Origin of the sequence: Micromonospora taraxaci (assembly GCF_007830095.1) — a bacterium.
Taxonomy (GTDB): Bacteria; Actinomycetota; Actinomycetes; order Mycobacteriales; family Micromonosporaceae; genus Micromonospora; species Micromonospora taraxaci.
In genome coordinates this window covers 2,433,813-2,449,317 of the sequence record NZ_VIWZ01000001.1, presented here as the reverse complement: position 1 = coordinate 2,449,317, position 15,505 = coordinate 2,433,813, and the positions used below count along the sequence as shown (strand labels likewise).

Genomic DNA, 15,505 nt, shown 5'->3' with positions numbered 1-15,505 from the left:
GCCGGGCGTTGCGCGACATGATCGGCCGGCACCGGCGCGCGGTAGGGGTCGTGCTGGCGCTGCACAGCGCCGCCGCGGTCGCCGGGCTCGCCCCGCCGTGGCTGCTGGGCACCATCGTCGACCGGGTCACCGCCGGCGCGGGCGTGGCCACCGTGGACCGGCTGGCGCTGGCCATCGCCGGCTGCGTCGTGGTCAGCGCGCTGCTTTCCCGGTACGCGCAGTACGCCGGTCACCGTTTCGGTGAGCGCGCCGTCGCGGAGCTGCGCGAGGAGTTCGTCTCCCGGACTCTCGGGCTGCCGGTCTCGGTCGTCGAGCGCGCCGGCTCCGGTGATCTGGCCACCCGCAGCTCGGTCGACGTGGCGACGGTCGGGACGACGGTCCGGGACGTGGTGCCCACCATCGTCATCGCCTCGGTGCAGTTGACGTTGCTGTTCGGTGCGGTCTTCCTGCTGCATCCGCTGCTCGGGCTCGCGGCGTTGGCCGGGCTCCCGACGATCGTGGCGGTGACCCGCTGGTACCTGCGGCGGGCCAGCTCCGCGTACCTCACCGAGGGCGCGGCGGCGGCCGAGTTGACCGAGACGCTCACGACCACCGCCGAGGGCGCCCGCACGGTGGAGGCGCTGCGGCTGACCGACGACCGGGTCCGGCACGGCACCGACCGGATCACCCGCGTGTGGCGGGCCCGGCGGGCCACCCTCGCGCTGCGTACGGTGTTCTTCTCGATCGTCGAGGCCAGCTACCCGCTGCCGGTCGCCCTGGTGCTGCTCGTCGGCGGCTACCTGCTCTCCCGGGACATGGTGTCGCTCGGCGCGGTGGTCGCCGCCGCGCTCTATCTGCAACAGGCGATCGATCCGTTGGACCGGCTGTTGCAGTGGACGGAGCAGGCACAGCGGGGCTTCGCATCGTACGCCCGGGTGCTCGGCGTCGGCCTGGTCCCGGCGGAGCCGCCGGGCCGGACGGCCACGTCGCGGGGCGAGCGGCTCGTCGTCCGCGGTGCGCGGTTCTCCTACTCCGGCGGAGCGGACGTGCTGCACGGCATCGACCTGGAGGTGCAGCCCGGTGAGCGGCTGGCCGTCGTGGGTCCGTCGGGCGCCGGCAAGTCCACACTGGCCCGGCTGCTGGCCGGGATCGACGCGCCCCGGCAGGGCGTCGTCAGCATCGGTGGCTGCCCGGTCACCGACCTCGACCCGGCCGAGCGTCGCCGCCGGATCGCCCTGGTCACCCAGGAGCACCACGTCTTCATCGGCTCGGTACGCGACAATCTGTCGTTCGCCGCGCCGGACGCCTCCGACGAGCAGATGCGGGCCGCGCTCGGCACCGTGGGCGCCGACTGGTTCGCGGAGTTGCCGGAGGGTCTGGACGCCACGCTCGGCGACGGTGGCCGCCAGCTCGGCGCGGCGGAGGCCCAGCAGCTCGCGCTGGCTCGGCTGGTGCTGGCCGACCCGCACACGTTGATCCTCGACGAGGCGACCGCCGCGCTCGATCCGACCACGGCGCGTCGTACCGAGCGGGCTCTGGCCGCCGTGCTGGTCGGGCGGACAGTCATCGCGATCGCGCACCGGCTCAACACCGCGCACGACGCCGACCGGGTGGCAGTGCTGGCGGACGGCCGGATCACCGAGATCGGCAGCCACGACGACCTGGTCGTGGCCGGCGGGGCGTACGCCGACCTGTGGCGCTCCTGGCACACACCGTCCGACGAGCACCGGAGATGACGAAGGGGCCCCTCGCAGGCGAGGGACCCCTTTCTCGTCCGGGTGGTTACTTGCCGACCCCCGCGGTGAGGCCGGACTGCACCTGCCGCTGGAAGATGATGTAGACCACGAGCACCGGGAGCATCGCCATGGTCACCCCGGCGAACAGACCGGACCAGTCGGACTTGTAGCCCTGGTTGACCGAGAGTTCGATCAGGCCCTGGGCGATCACCTGGTTCTTCGGCTCCCCGGCGACCGACTGCATGAGCAGGGTCGGCAGGTACCACTGGTTCCACTGACCCAGCACGTTGAAGATGCCGATGCTGATCAGACCGGGCTTGGACATCGGCAGCATGACGCTGAAGAAGAGCCGGCTGTGCGACGCGCCGTCGACCATGGCCGCCTCGGCGATGGTGTTGGGCAGCGTCCGGAAGAACGAGTGCATGAAGAAGACGGTGAACGACAGCGACCACGCCACGTACACCAGGATCAGCATGAGGTGCTTGTTCGGGCCGAGCAGCGGCAGGTGGACGCTCGTGTTGTAGACGCCCTTGAACAGCGGTACCGCGGCCAGGTAGACCGGCAGGGTCAGACCGGAGAGGAACACGTAGTAGATCAGCCGGTTGCCCCGGAACTCGTAGCGGGCCAACGCGTACGCGGCCATCGAGCCCAGCAGCATGGTCAGGGTGACACTGCCGGCCAGCACCAGCACGGTGTTGAGGAAGAACGACCCGAGGTGCCCCGCGCCCCAGGCCCGGCTGAAGTTGTCCCAGTTGAGCTTGGCGGGAATCAGGGACAGGGGCTGGCGGATGACCTCCGAGTCGGTCTTCAGCGCCGACATCACCACCCACAGCAGCGGGTAGATCACCATCACGGCCCAGACCAGCAGGAAGATGTGGGAGAAGCCGTTGAAGAACTTGCCGCCGAGCCCCTCCGAGGCGGACTTGCCGCCCTTCCCACCCTCGGGTGCGGTGTTCGGGTTCTGGTCAGGCCGGGTCAGACCATCGTGAGTCGCCGTGCTCATCGTCCAGCCTCCTCAGTACTCGATACGGTCGCGACGGGTGATCCTGAGCTGCGCCGCGGCGAGCAGGATCGTGAAGATCGCCAGGGCGACACCCATCGCGCAGGCGTAACCGAACTGGCCCTTCTGGAACGCGGTGAAGTTGAGCACCGACGCGAAGATCTCACTGGCGTGGTTCGGGCCGCCCTGGCTGGGCGTCATGACGAAGACCAGGGCGTACATGTCCAGCGCGATGAAGCCCAGGTAGACCCAGGCGACCGAGACGGTGTCACGCAGCAGGGGCAGCGTGATCTTGAAGAAGGTGTGGAACCGGCTGGCCCCGTCCAGGAGGGCCGCCTCGTAGATGTCCTTCGGGATGGACTGCATCGCCGCCGAGAAGAGCACCATGTAGAAGCCGGCCCCGCTCCAGACCGCGATCAGCAACAGCCACCAGAGCACCGCCGGCACGCCGAGGAAGGGCTCCGGGTCGGCGGTGAAGGCGATCGGGTTGTCCGCGTCGACCAGACCAAGCTTGATCATCAGGCCGTTGATCAGGCCCTGACCGTCGCTGCGGTAGATCTGCTGCCACATGACGGCGATGACCACCAGCGACAGCACCTGCGGGAAGAAGAAAATAATCTTGTAGATCCCGGAGCCGAACACCCCTCGGATGCCGGCCCTGTCCTCACGTCCACCCACATTGAGCAGGAACGCGAGGAACAGGGCCAGCGCGATGGTGAACAGCGGCACGGTGATCAGGAAGAAGACGTTGTGCCAGAAGGCCTTCCTGATCAACTCATCCGACAGCAGCCGGACGTAGTTGTCCAGACCGACGAAGTTCTGGGTGTCCGAGTAACCACCCCAGTCGGTCAACGAGTATCCCGCCGCCTGCACGAAGGGCCACACCACGTAGAAGAGGTACAGCGCAAGCGGCAAGGCCAGGAAACCCGTGACGAAACGCGCAACACCGTGCCGCATGGTCACTCACTTCTCTAGCTGATCAGGGCCTGTCAGGCGGTACGGGTCTGCTTCTTGATCGAGGAGTCCTTCGCGACCTTGTCCGCGGCCGCCTGCATCTTGTCGACAAACTGCTGCGCGGTGAGACGCCCCGCCATCAGCTCCTCGGACAGGTTCTGGCTCTCCTTGTCCAGGTCGGCGTAGAAGTCCCAGATCTTGACCGAGATGAGGTCCGACGTGGCGTTCTTCATCAGCGTGTTCGCCGAGGCGAGCGCCGAATCCTGCACGTTGTCGCCGGAGCCCTTGGTCGAGGCGAGCGACTTGGTCAGCTCCGCGAACTTCGCCGAGCCGGCCTTGGAGAGGATGGCCCGCAGGAACTCCTTCGCGGCCGCCTTGTTGGGCGCCTTGCTCGGCACCACGAAGCCCTCGCCGGAACCGGCGAACACGTCCTTGGCGGCCTTGTCGCCCGGCTTGGTCCAGTAGTCCGACAGGGTCATCTCGAAGCCCGGCGGGATGGTCGCGGCCATCTCGTTCTTGAGCCACGTGCCGACCTGGATGAAGGCGGCCTTGCCGTCGAGCCAGGCCTGCTGCGACTGGGTGTGGTCGAGCTTGCCCGGCAGGAGCAGCTTGTCCTTGACCAGCTTCTCCCACGGCTCCAGCGCCGCGACGATGCCGTCGGCCTTCCAGGCGTTGTCCTTGAGGTTGTCGATGTCGATGATCGGCTGCTTACCAACGGCCTTCCAGATGCTGGCCATCAGCGCCCAGCGCGGGTAATAGCCGTGCGTGGCGTCGTGCACGTACGGCGCCATGCCCTTGGCCTTGATCTTCGGCGCGAGGGCGAAGAAGTCGTCCCAGGTGGTCGGCGCCTGCCAACCTTCGCGCTTGAACAGCGCACCGTTGTACCAGTTGCCCCAGACCGTGAAGGCCACGTTCACGACGTAGAACTTGCCGTTCTGGGTGCCGTCGGTGACCGTGCCCGGCAGCAGCGTGTCGGCCACCGTGCCCTCGCCGTCCCAGGCCGGGGCGGTGAGCAGGTCGTCGAGCGGCTCGATCGCACCCTCGTTGATCAGCGTGCTGCGGTCCATGATGTCCGCACCCGAGTTCATCACCAGGTCACTCGGCTGGGTCGCCATCTTCGGCTGTTCTTCGGTCTTGATCTTCTGGGTGGAGCTCATGTTGACGGTGATGTTCGGGTGCTTGGCGTTGAAGAGGACCTTGTCCTCCTTGGCCCACTGGTCGCCCAGACCGCCGTTGAAGACGACCACCTTGACGGCGCTGCCGTCCTTGACGCCGAACGGGTTGTCCTTGCTCTTCGCGGCACCGCTGTCTTCGGACTTGGACGGCTCGCTGCCGGCACAGGCACTCAACATGCCCGCCGCCGGAACGGCGAGCAGACCAGCCGCCGCGGCGCGCTGCAGCAGGGTCCGACGGCTCAGGTCACCGATGTTCTCGGGGGAATCCGACATCTTTGACTCTCCTTGTGGTGTCGGGTCAGGCGGTTCGCCGGAGGCGCCCGGCGTACCGCGACTCGAGGGCGAGGTTGTGCTCGTCCCCGCCGGGGACGTTGGCGGAGAGGTAGATAGGGGGTACCTCCCCGGCCTGGTGGAACCGTCGTACGACCTCCGCGGTCAACAGCTGCGCCAGCAGCGCCGTGGTGACCGAGGAGACCGCACAGACCGCGCCGCCGCCCTCGAGCGGCAGCAGTGCATCGCCGTACGGCGCGCCGTTGTCCAGCACGACGTCAGCGAGGTCGGCGAGCCGATGCCCGGACGGGTGCCGTGGGGCGACCCGTGCGGTGTGCTCGACCGAGGTGACCGCGATCAACGGGTGACCGCGCTCGGTGACCAGCGCCGCCAGCTCGACCACCGAGCCGTTGATGCCGGATTGGGATGCCACCACGAACACGTCCCGCGGCTGGGGCGCCGCGAGCGCGTAGATCTGGTGGGCGATGGAAGGGTCGCGTTCCAGCTTGGGATCAGCGAGCACGTCACGCGGGGCGTCGCCGTGCATCACCAGGTCCCGTACCGACAGCCGATTGGTGGGGACCAACCCACCGGCCCGGGCCACCAACTCGGCGGCGAACGCCTCGGAGTGCCCGGCCCCGAACGCCTGGAGCACCCCACCGTCGCGCAGGCTGTCGGCGATCAGGTCGGCGGCCCGGGTGATCCCGTCGGCCTCCGAGTCGAGCAGCCGGTCGAGCACCGGGCGGACGGCGTCCGCGTACCCCTGGGCGCTGATCATGACACGCTTCCCTTCGCTGCCTTGTGCCCGTCGACGGCCTGCGCGGTACGCCGGAAGGCCGCGTGCGCGCGGTCGTGCGTCCGTTGGGCGACGGCGATGTAGAGCAGGTCGAGCACGACGAGTTGCGGGTGCCGGGCGGAGAGCGCGTCCGGTCGGAACGTCGTCGCCTGGCTGGCGGTGAGCAGCACGATGTCGGCCAGCTCGGCCAACGGTGAGCGGGGGAAGCCGGTGAGCGCGAGCGTGGTGGCGCCCCGGCTGCCCGCCTCGGCGAGCATCTCGATCGTCTCCCGGGTCTGCCCGGTGTGCGAGATGCCGAGCGCCACGTCCCCGGAACGCAACAGCGCGGCGCTGGCGAGGCCCTCGTGCACGTCGTTCCACGCCCACGCGGCCACGCCGATGCGGTGCAGGCTGAACTGCATCTCCTCGCCGACCAACGCGCTGCCGCTGGCGCCGAAGATGTTCACCCGGTTGGCGCCCGCGATGGCCACCGCGGCCCGCTCCACCTCGGCGAGGTCGAGCAGGGTGGCGGTGTCGTGCATGGCCCGGGTGTCGGCGGCCATGATCTGGTCGAGCACCCGGGCGAGTGGGTCACTCGGCTGGATCTCGCGTCCGATGTCGACGGTCCAGCCGGCCGAGCGGGCCCGACCGGTCTCGGAGGCGATGCCCAGCCGCAGGTCGGCGTACCCTTCGAAGCCCATCGCCCGGCAGAACCGGGTGATGGTCGCCGGTGAGGTGCCGCTTCGCTCGGCAAGCTCCACGATGGTGGATCGGGCGGCGGCCTCCGGGTCGCTCAGCACGTGCTCGGCGACCCGGCGGAGCGCGCCGGTCAGCTCGCCGAGTCCGTTGCGGACGCGGGCCAGCACCCCGTCGGAGGCGGAGCTCCTGCGGTCGACCACGTCAGCGTCGACCACCGCGGTCCCCGCGGCGGTGTCCACCTCGTGATCAACCATGGGTCGCCTCACCTTTCCGAAAAGACTGTTAACTGTTAGTGGTAAAAGTTCTTACTGAAGGCCCCTCTGTGTCAAGACTGTGGGCGAAGTTTTCAAACTGTTACCTGGCGCACAAGCCGCCGCGCCCGCCAGATCTTGCCCAGCGCGACGGGGCCGACCAGCATGAACAGTCCCGATCGTCGTCCAGCGCAAGGAGACCCGTGCCGATGTCCGACACCGTCGTGGTCGGCCTCGACATCGGCGGTACGTCCACCCGGGCGACCGCCCTGACCCTCACCGGGCAACGCGTCGGCACCGGCCGCGCCGGCGGCGGCAACCCGACCAGTCACGGCGCACAACGCGCCGCCGTCGAACTGCTGACCGCACTCCGCGCGGCCCTCGCCGACCTCGACCCGGCCCGGGTGGTCGCCGGCACCATCGGCCTGGCCGGCGCGGCCCGACTACTCGCCGATCCCGCCGGGCGCGCCGCCTTCGACCAGGCCTGGCACGACGCCGGCCTGCGCTGCCCGTACGCCGTGCACGGCGACGCCCTCGTCGCCTACGCCTCCGGCACCGCCGAACCGGACGGCACGGTGCTCATCGCCGGCACCGGTGCGATCACCGCGCAGGTCCACGACCTGCGCCTCGACCGGGTCGCCGACGGTCACGGCTGGCTCCTCGGCGACGCGGGGTCCGGCTTCTGGCTCGGTCGCGAAGCGGTACGCCGACTGCTCGCCGACCTGGATTCCGGCCACGATCCCGGCCCGCTGACCACGGCGGTGCTCGCCGAACTGATGGGCAGCACCGAGATCGCCGCCCGCCCACGGGACACCGTCGACGCCACGATCCAGGCCGTGACCCGCCGACCCCCGGTCGAGCTGGCCCGGCTCGCGCCGCTGGTCGTCGACGCCGCCACCCACGGCGAGCCGATCGCCAGCGCGCTGATCACCGAGGCCGCCGCCCACCTGGCCGAGAGCGTGGGCCGCATCCGCCCGGCCGGCGCGGTGACACCTGTCGTGCTCGGCGGCGGACTACTCACCGCGAACACCCCACTCGCCGCCGCCGTCCGTATGGAGATCGCCCGACAGTGGCCGGACGCTCCCGTGCGCACCGCCGGTGACGGGGCCGCCGCCGCAGCCTGGCTCGCCGCCCGCGACCTGCCCGAGGTCACCGACCCGACCGCCCTCCACGCCCGCCTCTTCCCGACAAGCTGAGGCACCCCGACCCGCCGCCGGACGTCGCCGGGGCTTGCCCCTGATCATGATCGTGCTCGATCCAGGATGTAGTGGCCTCCCGCCGCAAGGAGGGGACTACATCCAGGATCGAGCGCGATCAAGGGCCGCCCGCCGCTCGACACCCGTCCCCCAGGCGACTGAGGCACCCGACCCGCCGCCGGACGGCCACGATCCGCGCACTATCGGTGAAACTGCTGCCTCGGCACGCCCTGAGGCAGCAGTTTCACCGAAGTTGCGCGGATCTTGGGGCGGGGCGGGGGGGGTTACTTGAGCTGCCCGGCGGTTAGGCCCGCCTGCACCTGACGCTGGAACGCCACGTAGACCGCCAGCACCGGCAGCACCGCGATGCTCAGCCCGGCGAAGAGCCGCGCGTAGTCGCCGGCATAGCCCTGGCTCACCGAGAGCGCGAAGAGCCCCTGCGCCAGCATCCACTTGGAGTCGTCGCCCTGCATCAGCACCTGCGGCAGCAGGAACTGGTTCCAGTGACTGAGGAAGTTGAAGATCGCGACGCTGATCAATCCCGGACGCGCCATCGGCAGCATCACCCGGAAGAAGAGCCGGAAGTGCCCGCAGCCGTCGACCATGGCGGCCTCGGCCACCGTGGTCGGCAGGGTCCGGAAGAACGCGGTCAGGAAGAACACCGTGAACGGCAGCGAGTACGCCGCGTACACCAGGATGAGCCCTTTCCAGGTGCCGAAGAGGCCGGCGTTGCGGACCACGAAGAAGAGCGGCACCAGGGCGAGGAACACCGGGAACATCAGGCCGCCGACGAACAGGTAGTAGACGACCTGGCGGCCGCGGAACTCGTAGCGGGCGAAGACGTACGCGGCGGTCGCGCCCATCAGCATGGTCAGGGTCACCGAGCCGGTGACCACCACCAGGCTGTTGAGGAAGTACCGGCCGATGTGCGCGCCCGTCCAGGCCCGCGCCCAGTTGTCCAGGTGCAGAGTCCCGGGGAGCCCCCAGGGGTCGGCCAGGATCTCCCCGTTCGTCTTGAACGAGCTGACGAACATCCACAGCAACGGCAGTACGGTGAGTAGGCCCCAGAGCAGCAGGAAACCGTGCGAGAGCGTGTTTCCGATGCCGAGTTCCCGGCGCACCGGACGATCCCGGCCGGCTGTCGACGTGGGCGTGGGGCTGGGCTTGGTGGGCTGATCAAGAGTGGTCACGAGTACTCGATCCGATCGCGCCGGCCGACCCGCAGCGACAGCACTGCCACAGTGAGGGTCAGGAAGAACATCACCACGCCGATCGCCGAGGCGTAGCCGAACTTGGTCTCGCTGCCGAAGGCGGTGTCGTACATCCGTACGCCGATCACGTCGGTGGAGAAGTTCGGGCCTCCGTTGGTCATCAACTGCACGAGGATGAACCCGTCCAGGGCGAAGATGGCCAGGTAGACCCAGGCGACCTGGATGGTGTCCCAGAGCAGCGGCAGCGTGACGCGGCGCAGCGTGGTGAACCGGGACGCCCCGTCGAGCAGCACCGCCTCGTAGATCTCCTTCGGCACGGCTGACATCGCGGCCCCGAACAACACCACGTAGAAGCCGACGTTGCTCCAGACCATCACCGCCAGTACGCACCAGAACGCGGTCGCGGGGTCGCCGAGCCAGGTTGGCGCGGGCAGCCCCACCGCGCGCATGACTCCGCTGAGCAGCCCCTGGTTGGGGTGGTACACCTCCTTCCACAGCAGCGCGATGATCACCACGGAGAGCACCTGCGGGAAGAAGTACACGGTGCGGTAGAGCGCTCCGCCGCGTACCCCGGTCACGCCGGCACGGCCCTTGCGCCCACCGAGGGCGAGCATGCTGGCGAAGAAGAGCCCGAGCAGGATGGTCAGCACCGGCACCAGGCCCAGCAGGATCGCGTTGTTCTTCAGCGCGTTCCACACGTAGCCGTCGTGCCACAGCGTCCTGAAGTTCGCCAGGCCCACCGGGTTGGCCTCGGCGGAGTAGCCGAGCCAGTCGGTGGTGGAGATCTGGAACGCCTGCAGGTACGGCGAGACGACGAAGAACACGTACAGCAGCACCGGTGGCACCAGGAACACGACGATCAGCGGCCACTTGCCATGTCTCACGAGGAGGACCTCTTCCGTTGGGGTGCGGCCGGTGGGGTCGTCAGCTCCCCCACCGGCCGGTCGGGCCGTCAGACCGCTCGCTTGTACTTTTTGATCGAGCTGTCCTGGGCGATCGAGTCGGCACCCTTCTGGCACTGGTCGAGGAATTCCGCGGGGCTCGTCCGGCCGCTGAAGAACTCGCCGCACGCGGCGTCGACGAGGTTGCGCTCCAACTTGCGGTAGTAGTTGTTGTAGACCCAGTTGAAGCCGTTGGCGCCGGACGCGTCGAGGGCCTTGACGACGCTGTTCAGCCCGTACGGCAGTTCGACGCCCTCGGTGGCGCCGGCGACCACGGTGAGGCTGGCGACCTTCTTCGTGAAGTCCTGGGCGCCCTTCTTGGACAGCATGGTCCGGAAGTACTCCAGGCCACCGGCGCGGTTGCGGGCCTTGGCGGGCACCATGAACGGTTCGCCGGCGGTGCCCCGGATCGCCTCGAACGGCAACTTGTCACCACTGCCCAGGCTCGGCGTCGGCGCGATGGTCATGTTGAACCCGGCCGGGGTGACGTCCTTCTGCTCGCTCTCCAACCAGGAGCCGCAGGAGATGAACGCTGCCTTGCCCTGGCACCAGGCGGTCTGCGACTGCTTGTGATCCAAACCGGACGAGCCGTCCAGGATGTACCTGTCCTTGACGATCTGGTGCCAGGCGTCGGCGGCGGTCCGCATCGACTCGGACTTCCAGGCGTTCGGTTCCAGGTTGTCGATGGCTGTCGCGACCGACGGGCCGCCGAGCTTGATCGCGGTGGCGATCACCGGCCAGCTCATGTAGCGCGGGTGTAGACCGGCGTACGTCCACGGGGCGATGCCGGCGGCCTTGATCTCCTTGCAGAGCGCGATGTGCTGGTCCCAGGTCTTCGCGTACTCCCAGGAGCGGTCGGCGAACAGCTTGTTGGAGTACCAGATGCCGTAGGCGGTGTACGTGTAGTTGAGGACCAGGAACGCGCCGTCGTACGAGCCGACCTCGACAGCGCCGGGCAGCAGGGTGTCCCGGACCGTCTTGCCGGGGATGTCGAGGCTCGGCGCGTCGAGCAGCTCACCGAGGTCGGCGACAGCTTTCTGGCTGACCAGTCCGTTGAAGTCGATCTGGCCCGCGCCGGAGTTGTTGACCACGTCCGGCGGGGTGCCGTCGACGAAGCGGGGCTGGAGGGTCTTGCTGATCTCCTGGGTGGCGGAGTGCTTGACCTTGGCCTTCGGGTACTTCTCGGTGTACATGGCCTCGTGGGCCTTGGCGTACTCCTCGCCGAACCCGCCGCCGAAGATCACCACCTCCAGTGGGGCGTCCTCCTTCACGCCGAGCGGGTTCTCGGCGCTCTTCGTGCCCTGGTAGGTGCCGGCGTCGCTCTTGTCACCGCCGCCGCTGGTGGCGCAGCCGGCCAGCAGACCGGCGGCGGGGGTGGCCAGCACGCCGGCGGCAGCGGTACGCCGCAGGATGTCACGCCTGTTCATGGATTCTCCTCGGGTCGGGTCGGGCGGGCCGCCGGTGTCAGGGGGAAGGCGACCGCCGCGCGAGGCGCGTTGATTCTCTTCAGTTCATGCTCTGTTGCTGAAGAATTTCTACGACAGCCGGGCCTGGACTTCAAGTCCTGTCTGTCGAACCGTTATCGCCACCAGCGGCCAACGAGGTGCCGACGCCCCCCTTCGCGCCAGCCGACCAGCCGCACCCCGGCCGGCCGGGAGCAGCGCGTCGAGGGGTCCCACACGTCCACCAAGGCCATGGTCGTTATCGGACACAGTCGCGACCGTTCGCGGTGGATCGCGTACCCCGTCGGCCCCGACTCAGCGTCGGCGGCCTGGACCGGTCGGCCCTACGGACGGCAACGGCAGGTGCAGCGCGGCGGCGACCACCGCGAAGGCCGCCCAACCGGCACCCAGCGCCACGGTCGGGGAGACATCCTGAAAATAGTGGTACGCGGTGAGGAAACCGACGAGCGCGAGACTGTTGCGGGCGAAGTGCCGGCTGAACTCGACCAACTGACGGCGGGCCTCGACAGCGACCAGCACCCCCGAGTACGGGAAGGTCACCACCATGCCGCGCAGCACGGCACCGAGAAGCGTGGTGAGGACCGCCCCAACGAAGATCACCACCAGCTTGAGCAGCGGCGGCAGCCCATCCCGTCGGGCGTCCACGGAGGGCCGTGCATCCGCGGGGGCGGGTCGCGCGGGGGCACGTCGGCGCAGCAGCAGCATCGCCGCCAGCCACAGCACGAGCGTGCCGGCGAGCGCCGCCCCGAACGGGATGCCGACGGCCAGCAGGCCGGCGCTGAGCGCTACGTAGACGGCGATCCCCGCGCCGTCGGCGAGCAGGATCGGCCACCGCAGCCGCTGATAGGTGAACGCCACGGTGACGAAGAAGAGGTTGAGCCCGAGCACACCGACCACCTGCGCGCCCTCCACCCGGTGGCCGCTGCTGACCAGGGCGAGAGTCATCGGCAGCGGCAGGCTGTAGACGAGCGCTCGGAGCCGGACCGAACGGATCAGGCTGACCGCCCAGACCACTGCCGTCACCAGCAGGACCCCACTCCACGTCATGGCGCACCCGCCTCCGCCCCGCGAGGGCCGTCAGTCCTGAAAGGTCGCGGCGCTCGCGCAGAGGTCGAACACACGGGTGAGCCGGGCGACGTCCGTCCGGTTGACGGAGAACTGGTTCTCGCCGATCTCGCCGTGGGCGGTCATGCGGGCCTCCCAACAACTCGACAGGTCCCACAGCGTCAGGTTGACGTGCAGTTGAGGGCTGACCACACCGAGGGGCAGGAGGCCCACCCGGGCTCCGGCGGCGCGCTGCTTCTCGACCAGGGCGGACAGCTCCTCGGTCAGGTTGGCGTAGACGAAGACCCGGGTGACCTGGACGCCCCGTTGCAGGGCCTCCACGTTGGCCTCCCAGTAGCGCCGGCCGATCTCACTGCGCCACCAGCTCAGCTCCCCGCTCACCCGGGGCATCACGTTGGTGAGGCCGTCCAGCCGGTGCAGGCAGGTGCGGGTCGCGCCGGCCAGGTCCTCGTCCTCGTCGCCCCGCCGGACGATCCGACCGTACGCGAGCTGCTCGGCCTCCAACCGGAACTGCTCGTACCGCCGCTGCGCCTCCACCGCGACCCGGGTGCCCGCGTGCTGCTCGGTCGCGTCCCGGATGGCCCCGGCCAGCTCCGTCGTGGTCTGCGCGAGCCAGGGCGGACCCTCCAGCAGGGTGCGCAGGTGGAACCGGCGCTCCGCGCGGGCCAGCGAATCCACCAACAGCGAGATGGTGATGCCCATCAGGCCGGCCAGCAGCGACTCCACGCCGGAGGCGGCGTTGCTGAGGTCGAGCGCGATGCTGAGGGTGATCGACAGCGTGATGCCGACCAACGCCACCGGGTCGGTGTGCGTCACCAGTCGGAGAAAGCCACCGGAAGAGGTGCTGCCACGTGCCCGCAGACGGGCCGCGTCACGGGTCATCGAAATCCCCCAATCAGCCGCTGCCGCCAGCGTAAACACCAGCTACAACAGCCCGTGGCGGCACACCGGTAGCATCCGGCAGGTGCACAGAGCGGACGCATCTCCGACGGTCGCCGAGCGGATCACGCAGGACGTCCGGGCCTGGGTCTGCTCCACTCCGCTGCGCGGCCTGGTCCGCCACTTCGGCGGCGACTGGCCCGCCGACGACCTGGCCGAGGTGCTGCGGTTCCTGGACGACTTCTCCGCCCGACACTGGGATTTCCGGGGCGGTCGGGAGCGGCCCGACGCTCGCGAGCCCGACCTCGATCCAGCCACCACGGCCCTGGTCCTCGACACGGCCGCCGCGCTCGGGCTGATCCACCCGGTGCCGCCGGCCCGCCCGGCGTACGCCCACCTGGTGGTGCTCGGCGGCCTGGCGCACGCCTGTGTCCGCCGCGTCGGGTACGCCGCGCACCTGCTCCGCGCCGGCCTCACGGTGAGTGGTGAGGTCGCCGTGCTGGGCAGCTTCCGGCCGCTGTCGGACTGGGAACGCCGGACCCTGGCCGACGCGAGCCTGCCCGCCGACGCCACCGAGGTGGACGTGCTGGACACCGCCGTCCGGCGGGTGTTCGAGGTGGCCGCCCCGGCCGAGGAGGCCGGCGTCGACGCCGGCCACCCGCACCACTCCTGGTCGTCGCGGACCTACCGACCGGCAGGCCTCCCACCGGTACGGGTGCTGGCCGCGCCGTCCAGCGAACCGGACCGTCGACGGGCGCACACCGCCGACACGCAACGCTTCTGGGCCGGGCACGTCCAACTCGCCCCGGGCGACGAGGTGCTGACGGTCACCGCGCCGATCTACGTACCGTTCCAGCACTGCGACGCGCTGCGCACCCTGGCCGTGCCCTACGGCTGCGACATCGACACGATCGGGGTGGACCCGGCGGTGGCCGACCTGGCGGTCCTACCCGAGCAGACGCTCACCCCGGGCCGTTACCTCCAGGAGATCCGCTCGGCGATCCGCTCGATGCGCGCCCTGCACGACCTGGTGCGTTGAGCCCGACCCGCCCGCGCCGTGGGGTGCGGGCCGGCCGGGACCGGCGGCTCACACGGTGGCGCGCAGGGCGAGTGCCGTCCGGGTCGCTGCCACGAAGGACCAGAAGACCGGCCGGGTGCTGTTCCGACGCCCGGCCCGGGTGTTGTCGTCGAACATCGACACCCGCAGCGGGGTCGTCAGTTCAAGCTGCACGCCCGCCTTCGTCAGCGTCCGGTTGCAGATGTTGCCCGGGTGGGTGCCGTCGATCGCGTCGTTAGTGCCCTGGGCCACCTTGACGCCGACCTTCGCGAACTCCTGGCGCAGCAACTCGCGCAGCACGGTGTCCAGCCCGCCGATCAGCACTGCGGCGCTGCCGCTGGGCTCCCCGGCCTGGGCCTCGGTGCAGCCGTGCAGGGCGACCCCGTAGCGGGCTCCGCCGCAGATCGACTCCGCCCACGGGTCGTCGCAGTGGGTGGAGGTGACGTGCAGGGCGCCGTTACCGGTGCCGAGCAGCCCTTCGAACATCCAGTAGTCGTGTTGGCCGAGGCCGTCGCTGAGGGCCGCCCCGGTGCCGGGGTGGACACCGGCGACCGCGAGGCAGAGCTCGGAGGTGCCGGTCTCGATGCCACCACCGTGCGGCGCGATCACCGCCGCCTGCGGAAGGCCCACATCCACTGTCAGGTCGGTGTCGAGCACGCCCAGACGGCGGTATCGGCGGGCGTACTGGGTGCCTTCGGTCAAGGTCGGGTCGGCGTACAGCTCGGTGTTCGAGGCGTACCCGTCGGTGGTGGCCGCCCGAGCGGGAGTGCCGCCAGCCAGCAGGGTCGGGCCACCGACCGCCGCCGTCGCCAGCGCCGCCAGGACCGTTCGTCTCGAGGTAACCGCCATCGTCT

14 protein-coding genes are annotated in these 15,505 nt (G+C 69.7%); 3 read left to right on the top strand and 11 right to left on the bottom strand.

Annotation, left to right across the window (positions count from 1 at the left end; translation table 11 throughout):
- Positions 1-17 precede the first annotated feature (17 nt).
- Complete coding sequence (locus tag FHU34_RS11520; protein ID WP_244311929.1) at positions 18-1,715, top strand: ABC transporter ATP-binding protein; 1,698 nt, start codon at positions 18-20, stop codon at positions 1,713-1,715.
- Positions 1,716-1,761: 46 nt separating this feature from the next.
- On the opposite strand, the gene FHU34_RS11515 is transcribed toward FHU34_RS11520, so the two are convergent.
- The 5 genes from FHU34_RS11515 to FHU34_RS11495 are packed head-to-tail and all read right to left on the bottom strand — an operon-like array spanning position 1,762 to position 6,842.
- Positions 1,762-2,718, bottom strand: coding sequence for a carbohydrate ABC transporter permease (locus FHU34_RS11515; protein ID WP_145779946.1), 957 nt, complete (start codon positions 2,716-2,718; stop codon positions 1,762-1,764).
- A gap of 12 nt (positions 2,719-2,730) precedes the next feature.
- Positions 2,731-3,672 carry a carbohydrate ABC transporter permease gene (locus tag FHU34_RS11510; RefSeq protein WP_145779945.1) on the bottom strand — a complete coding sequence of 314 codons (942 nt, stop codon included), beginning with the start codon at positions 3,670-3,672 and terminating at the stop codon, positions 2,731-2,733.
- A 32-nt stretch (positions 3,673-3,704) separates the two neighbouring features.
- A complete protein-coding gene (gene ngcE, locus FHU34_RS11505; RefSeq protein ID WP_145779944.1) occupies positions 3,705-5,117 on the bottom strand; it encodes an N-acetylglucosamine/diacetylchitobiose ABC transporter substrate-binding protein in 1,413 nt (470 codons plus the stop codon).
- A 25-nt stretch (positions 5,118-5,142) separates the two neighbouring features.
- Complete coding sequence (locus tag FHU34_RS11500; RefSeq protein WP_091403970.1) at positions 5,143-5,892, bottom strand: sugar isomerase domain-containing protein; 750 nt, start codon at positions 5,890-5,892, stop codon at positions 5,143-5,145.
- A complete protein-coding gene (locus FHU34_RS11495) occupies positions 5,889-6,842 on the bottom strand; it encodes a MurR/RpiR family transcriptional regulator (protein ID WP_145779943.1) in 954 nt (317 codons plus the stop codon). The genes FHU34_RS11500 and FHU34_RS11495 overlap by 4 nt, the downstream gene beginning before the upstream one ends.
- 206 nt (positions 6,843-7,048) lie before the next feature.
- On the opposite strand from FHU34_RS11495, the gene FHU34_RS11490 reads away from it, so the two are divergent.
- Positions 7,049-8,035, top strand: a complete 987-nt coding sequence (locus tag FHU34_RS11490) for an N-acetylglucosamine kinase (RefSeq protein WP_145779942.1) — start codon at positions 7,049-7,051, stop codon at positions 8,033-8,035.
- A gap of 284 nt (positions 8,036-8,319) precedes the next feature.
- Here FHU34_RS11490 and FHU34_RS11485 read toward each other — a convergent pair whose 3' ends face one another.
- The 5 genes from FHU34_RS11485 to FHU34_RS11465 all read right to left on the bottom strand — a co-directional run bounded on the left by FHU34_RS11485 (position 8,320) and on the right by FHU34_RS11465 (position 13,597).
- Positions 8,320-9,225: a carbohydrate ABC transporter permease gene (locus tag FHU34_RS11485; protein ID WP_145779941.1), complete on the bottom strand. Its 906-nt coding sequence runs from the start codon at positions 9,223-9,225 to the stop codon at positions 8,320-8,322.
- The gene (locus FHU34_RS11480; RefSeq protein WP_145779940.1) at positions 9,222-10,130 is read right to left on the bottom strand and encodes a carbohydrate ABC transporter permease; all 909 of its coding nucleotides are present in this window, start codon (positions 10,128-10,130) and stop codon (positions 9,222-9,224) included. The genes FHU34_RS11485 and FHU34_RS11480 overlap by 4 nt, the downstream gene beginning before the upstream one ends.
- Before the next feature lie 68 nt (positions 10,131-10,198).
- Complete coding sequence (gene ngcE / locus FHU34_RS11475) at positions 10,199-11,614, bottom strand: N-acetylglucosamine/diacetylchitobiose ABC transporter substrate-binding protein (RefSeq protein ID WP_145779939.1); 1,416 nt, start codon at positions 11,612-11,614, stop codon at positions 10,199-10,201.
- A 330-nt stretch (positions 11,615-11,944) separates the two neighbouring features.
- Entirely contained in the window at positions 11,945-12,697 is a 753-nt protein-coding gene (locus FHU34_RS11470; RefSeq protein ID WP_145779938.1) for a hypothetical protein, read from the bottom strand.
- Positions 12,698-12,727: 30 nt separating this feature from the next.
- Positions 12,728-13,597 (bottom strand): hypothetical protein, encoded by an 870-nt coding sequence (locus FHU34_RS11465; RefSeq protein ID WP_145779937.1) that lies wholly within the window; start codon positions 13,595-13,597, stop codon positions 12,728-12,730.
- Between the two features lie 82 nt (positions 13,598-13,679).
- Here FHU34_RS11465 and FHU34_RS11460 point away from each other — a divergent pair, with 82 nt between their 5' ends.
- The gene (locus FHU34_RS11460) at positions 13,680-14,633 is read left to right on the top strand and encodes a hypothetical protein (RefSeq protein ID WP_145779936.1); all 954 of its coding nucleotides are present in this window, start codon (positions 13,680-13,682) and stop codon (positions 14,631-14,633) included.
- Positions 14,634-14,681: 48 nt separating this feature from the next.
- Here FHU34_RS11460 and FHU34_RS11455 read toward each other — a convergent pair whose 3' ends face one another.
- The gene (locus FHU34_RS11455) at positions 14,682-15,500 is read right to left on the bottom strand and encodes a poly-gamma-glutamate hydrolase family protein (RefSeq protein ID WP_145779935.1); all 819 of its coding nucleotides are present in this window, start codon (positions 15,498-15,500) and stop codon (positions 14,682-14,684) included.
- Between the last annotated feature and the right edge of the window lie 5 nt (positions 15,501-15,505).

Excerpts from the sequence above, each read along its gene's own strand:
- FHU34_RS11520 (WP_244311929.1), top strand. The coding sequence starts at position 18 with ATGATCGGCCGGCACCGGCGCGCGGTAGGGGTCGTGCTGGCGCTGCAC.
- FHU34_RS11465 (WP_145779937.1), bottom strand. The coding sequence starts at position 13,597 with ATGACCCGTGACGCGGCCCGTCTGCGGGCACGTGGCAGCACCTCTTCC.
- FHU34_RS11515 (WP_145779946.1), bottom strand. The coding sequence starts at position 2,718 with ATGAGCACGGCGACTCACGATGGTCTGACCCGGCCTGACCAGAACCCG.
- FHU34_RS11470 (WP_145779938.1), bottom strand. The coding sequence starts at position 12,697 with ATGACGTGGAGTGGGGTCCTGCTGGTGACGGCAGTGGTCTGGGCGGTC.
- FHU34_RS11510 (WP_145779945.1), bottom strand. The coding sequence starts at position 3,672 with ATGCGGCACGGTGTTGCGCGTTTCGTCACGGGTTTCCTGGCCTTGCCG.
- FHU34_RS11490 (WP_145779942.1), top strand. The coding sequence starts at position 7,049 with ATGTCCGACACCGTCGTGGTCGGCCTCGACATCGGCGGTACGTCCACC.
- FHU34_RS11500 (WP_091403970.1), bottom strand. The coding sequence starts at position 5,892 with ATGATCAGCGCCCAGGGGTACGCGGACGCCGTCCGCCCGGTGCTCGAC.
- ngcE (WP_145779944.1), bottom strand. The coding sequence starts at position 5,117 with ATGTCGGATTCCCCCGAGAACATCGGTGACCTGAGCCGTCGGACCCTG.
- ngcE (WP_145779939.1), bottom strand. The coding sequence starts at position 11,614 with ATGAACAGGCGTGACATCCTGCGGCGTACCGCTGCCGCCGGCGTGCTG.
- FHU34_RS11455 (WP_145779935.1), bottom strand. The coding sequence starts at position 15,500 with ATGGCGGTTACCTCGAGACGAACGGTCCTGGCGGCGCTGGCGACGGCG.
- FHU34_RS11495 (WP_145779943.1), bottom strand. The coding sequence starts at position 6,842 with ATGGTTGATCACGAGGTGGACACCGCCGCGGGGACCGCGGTGGTCGAC.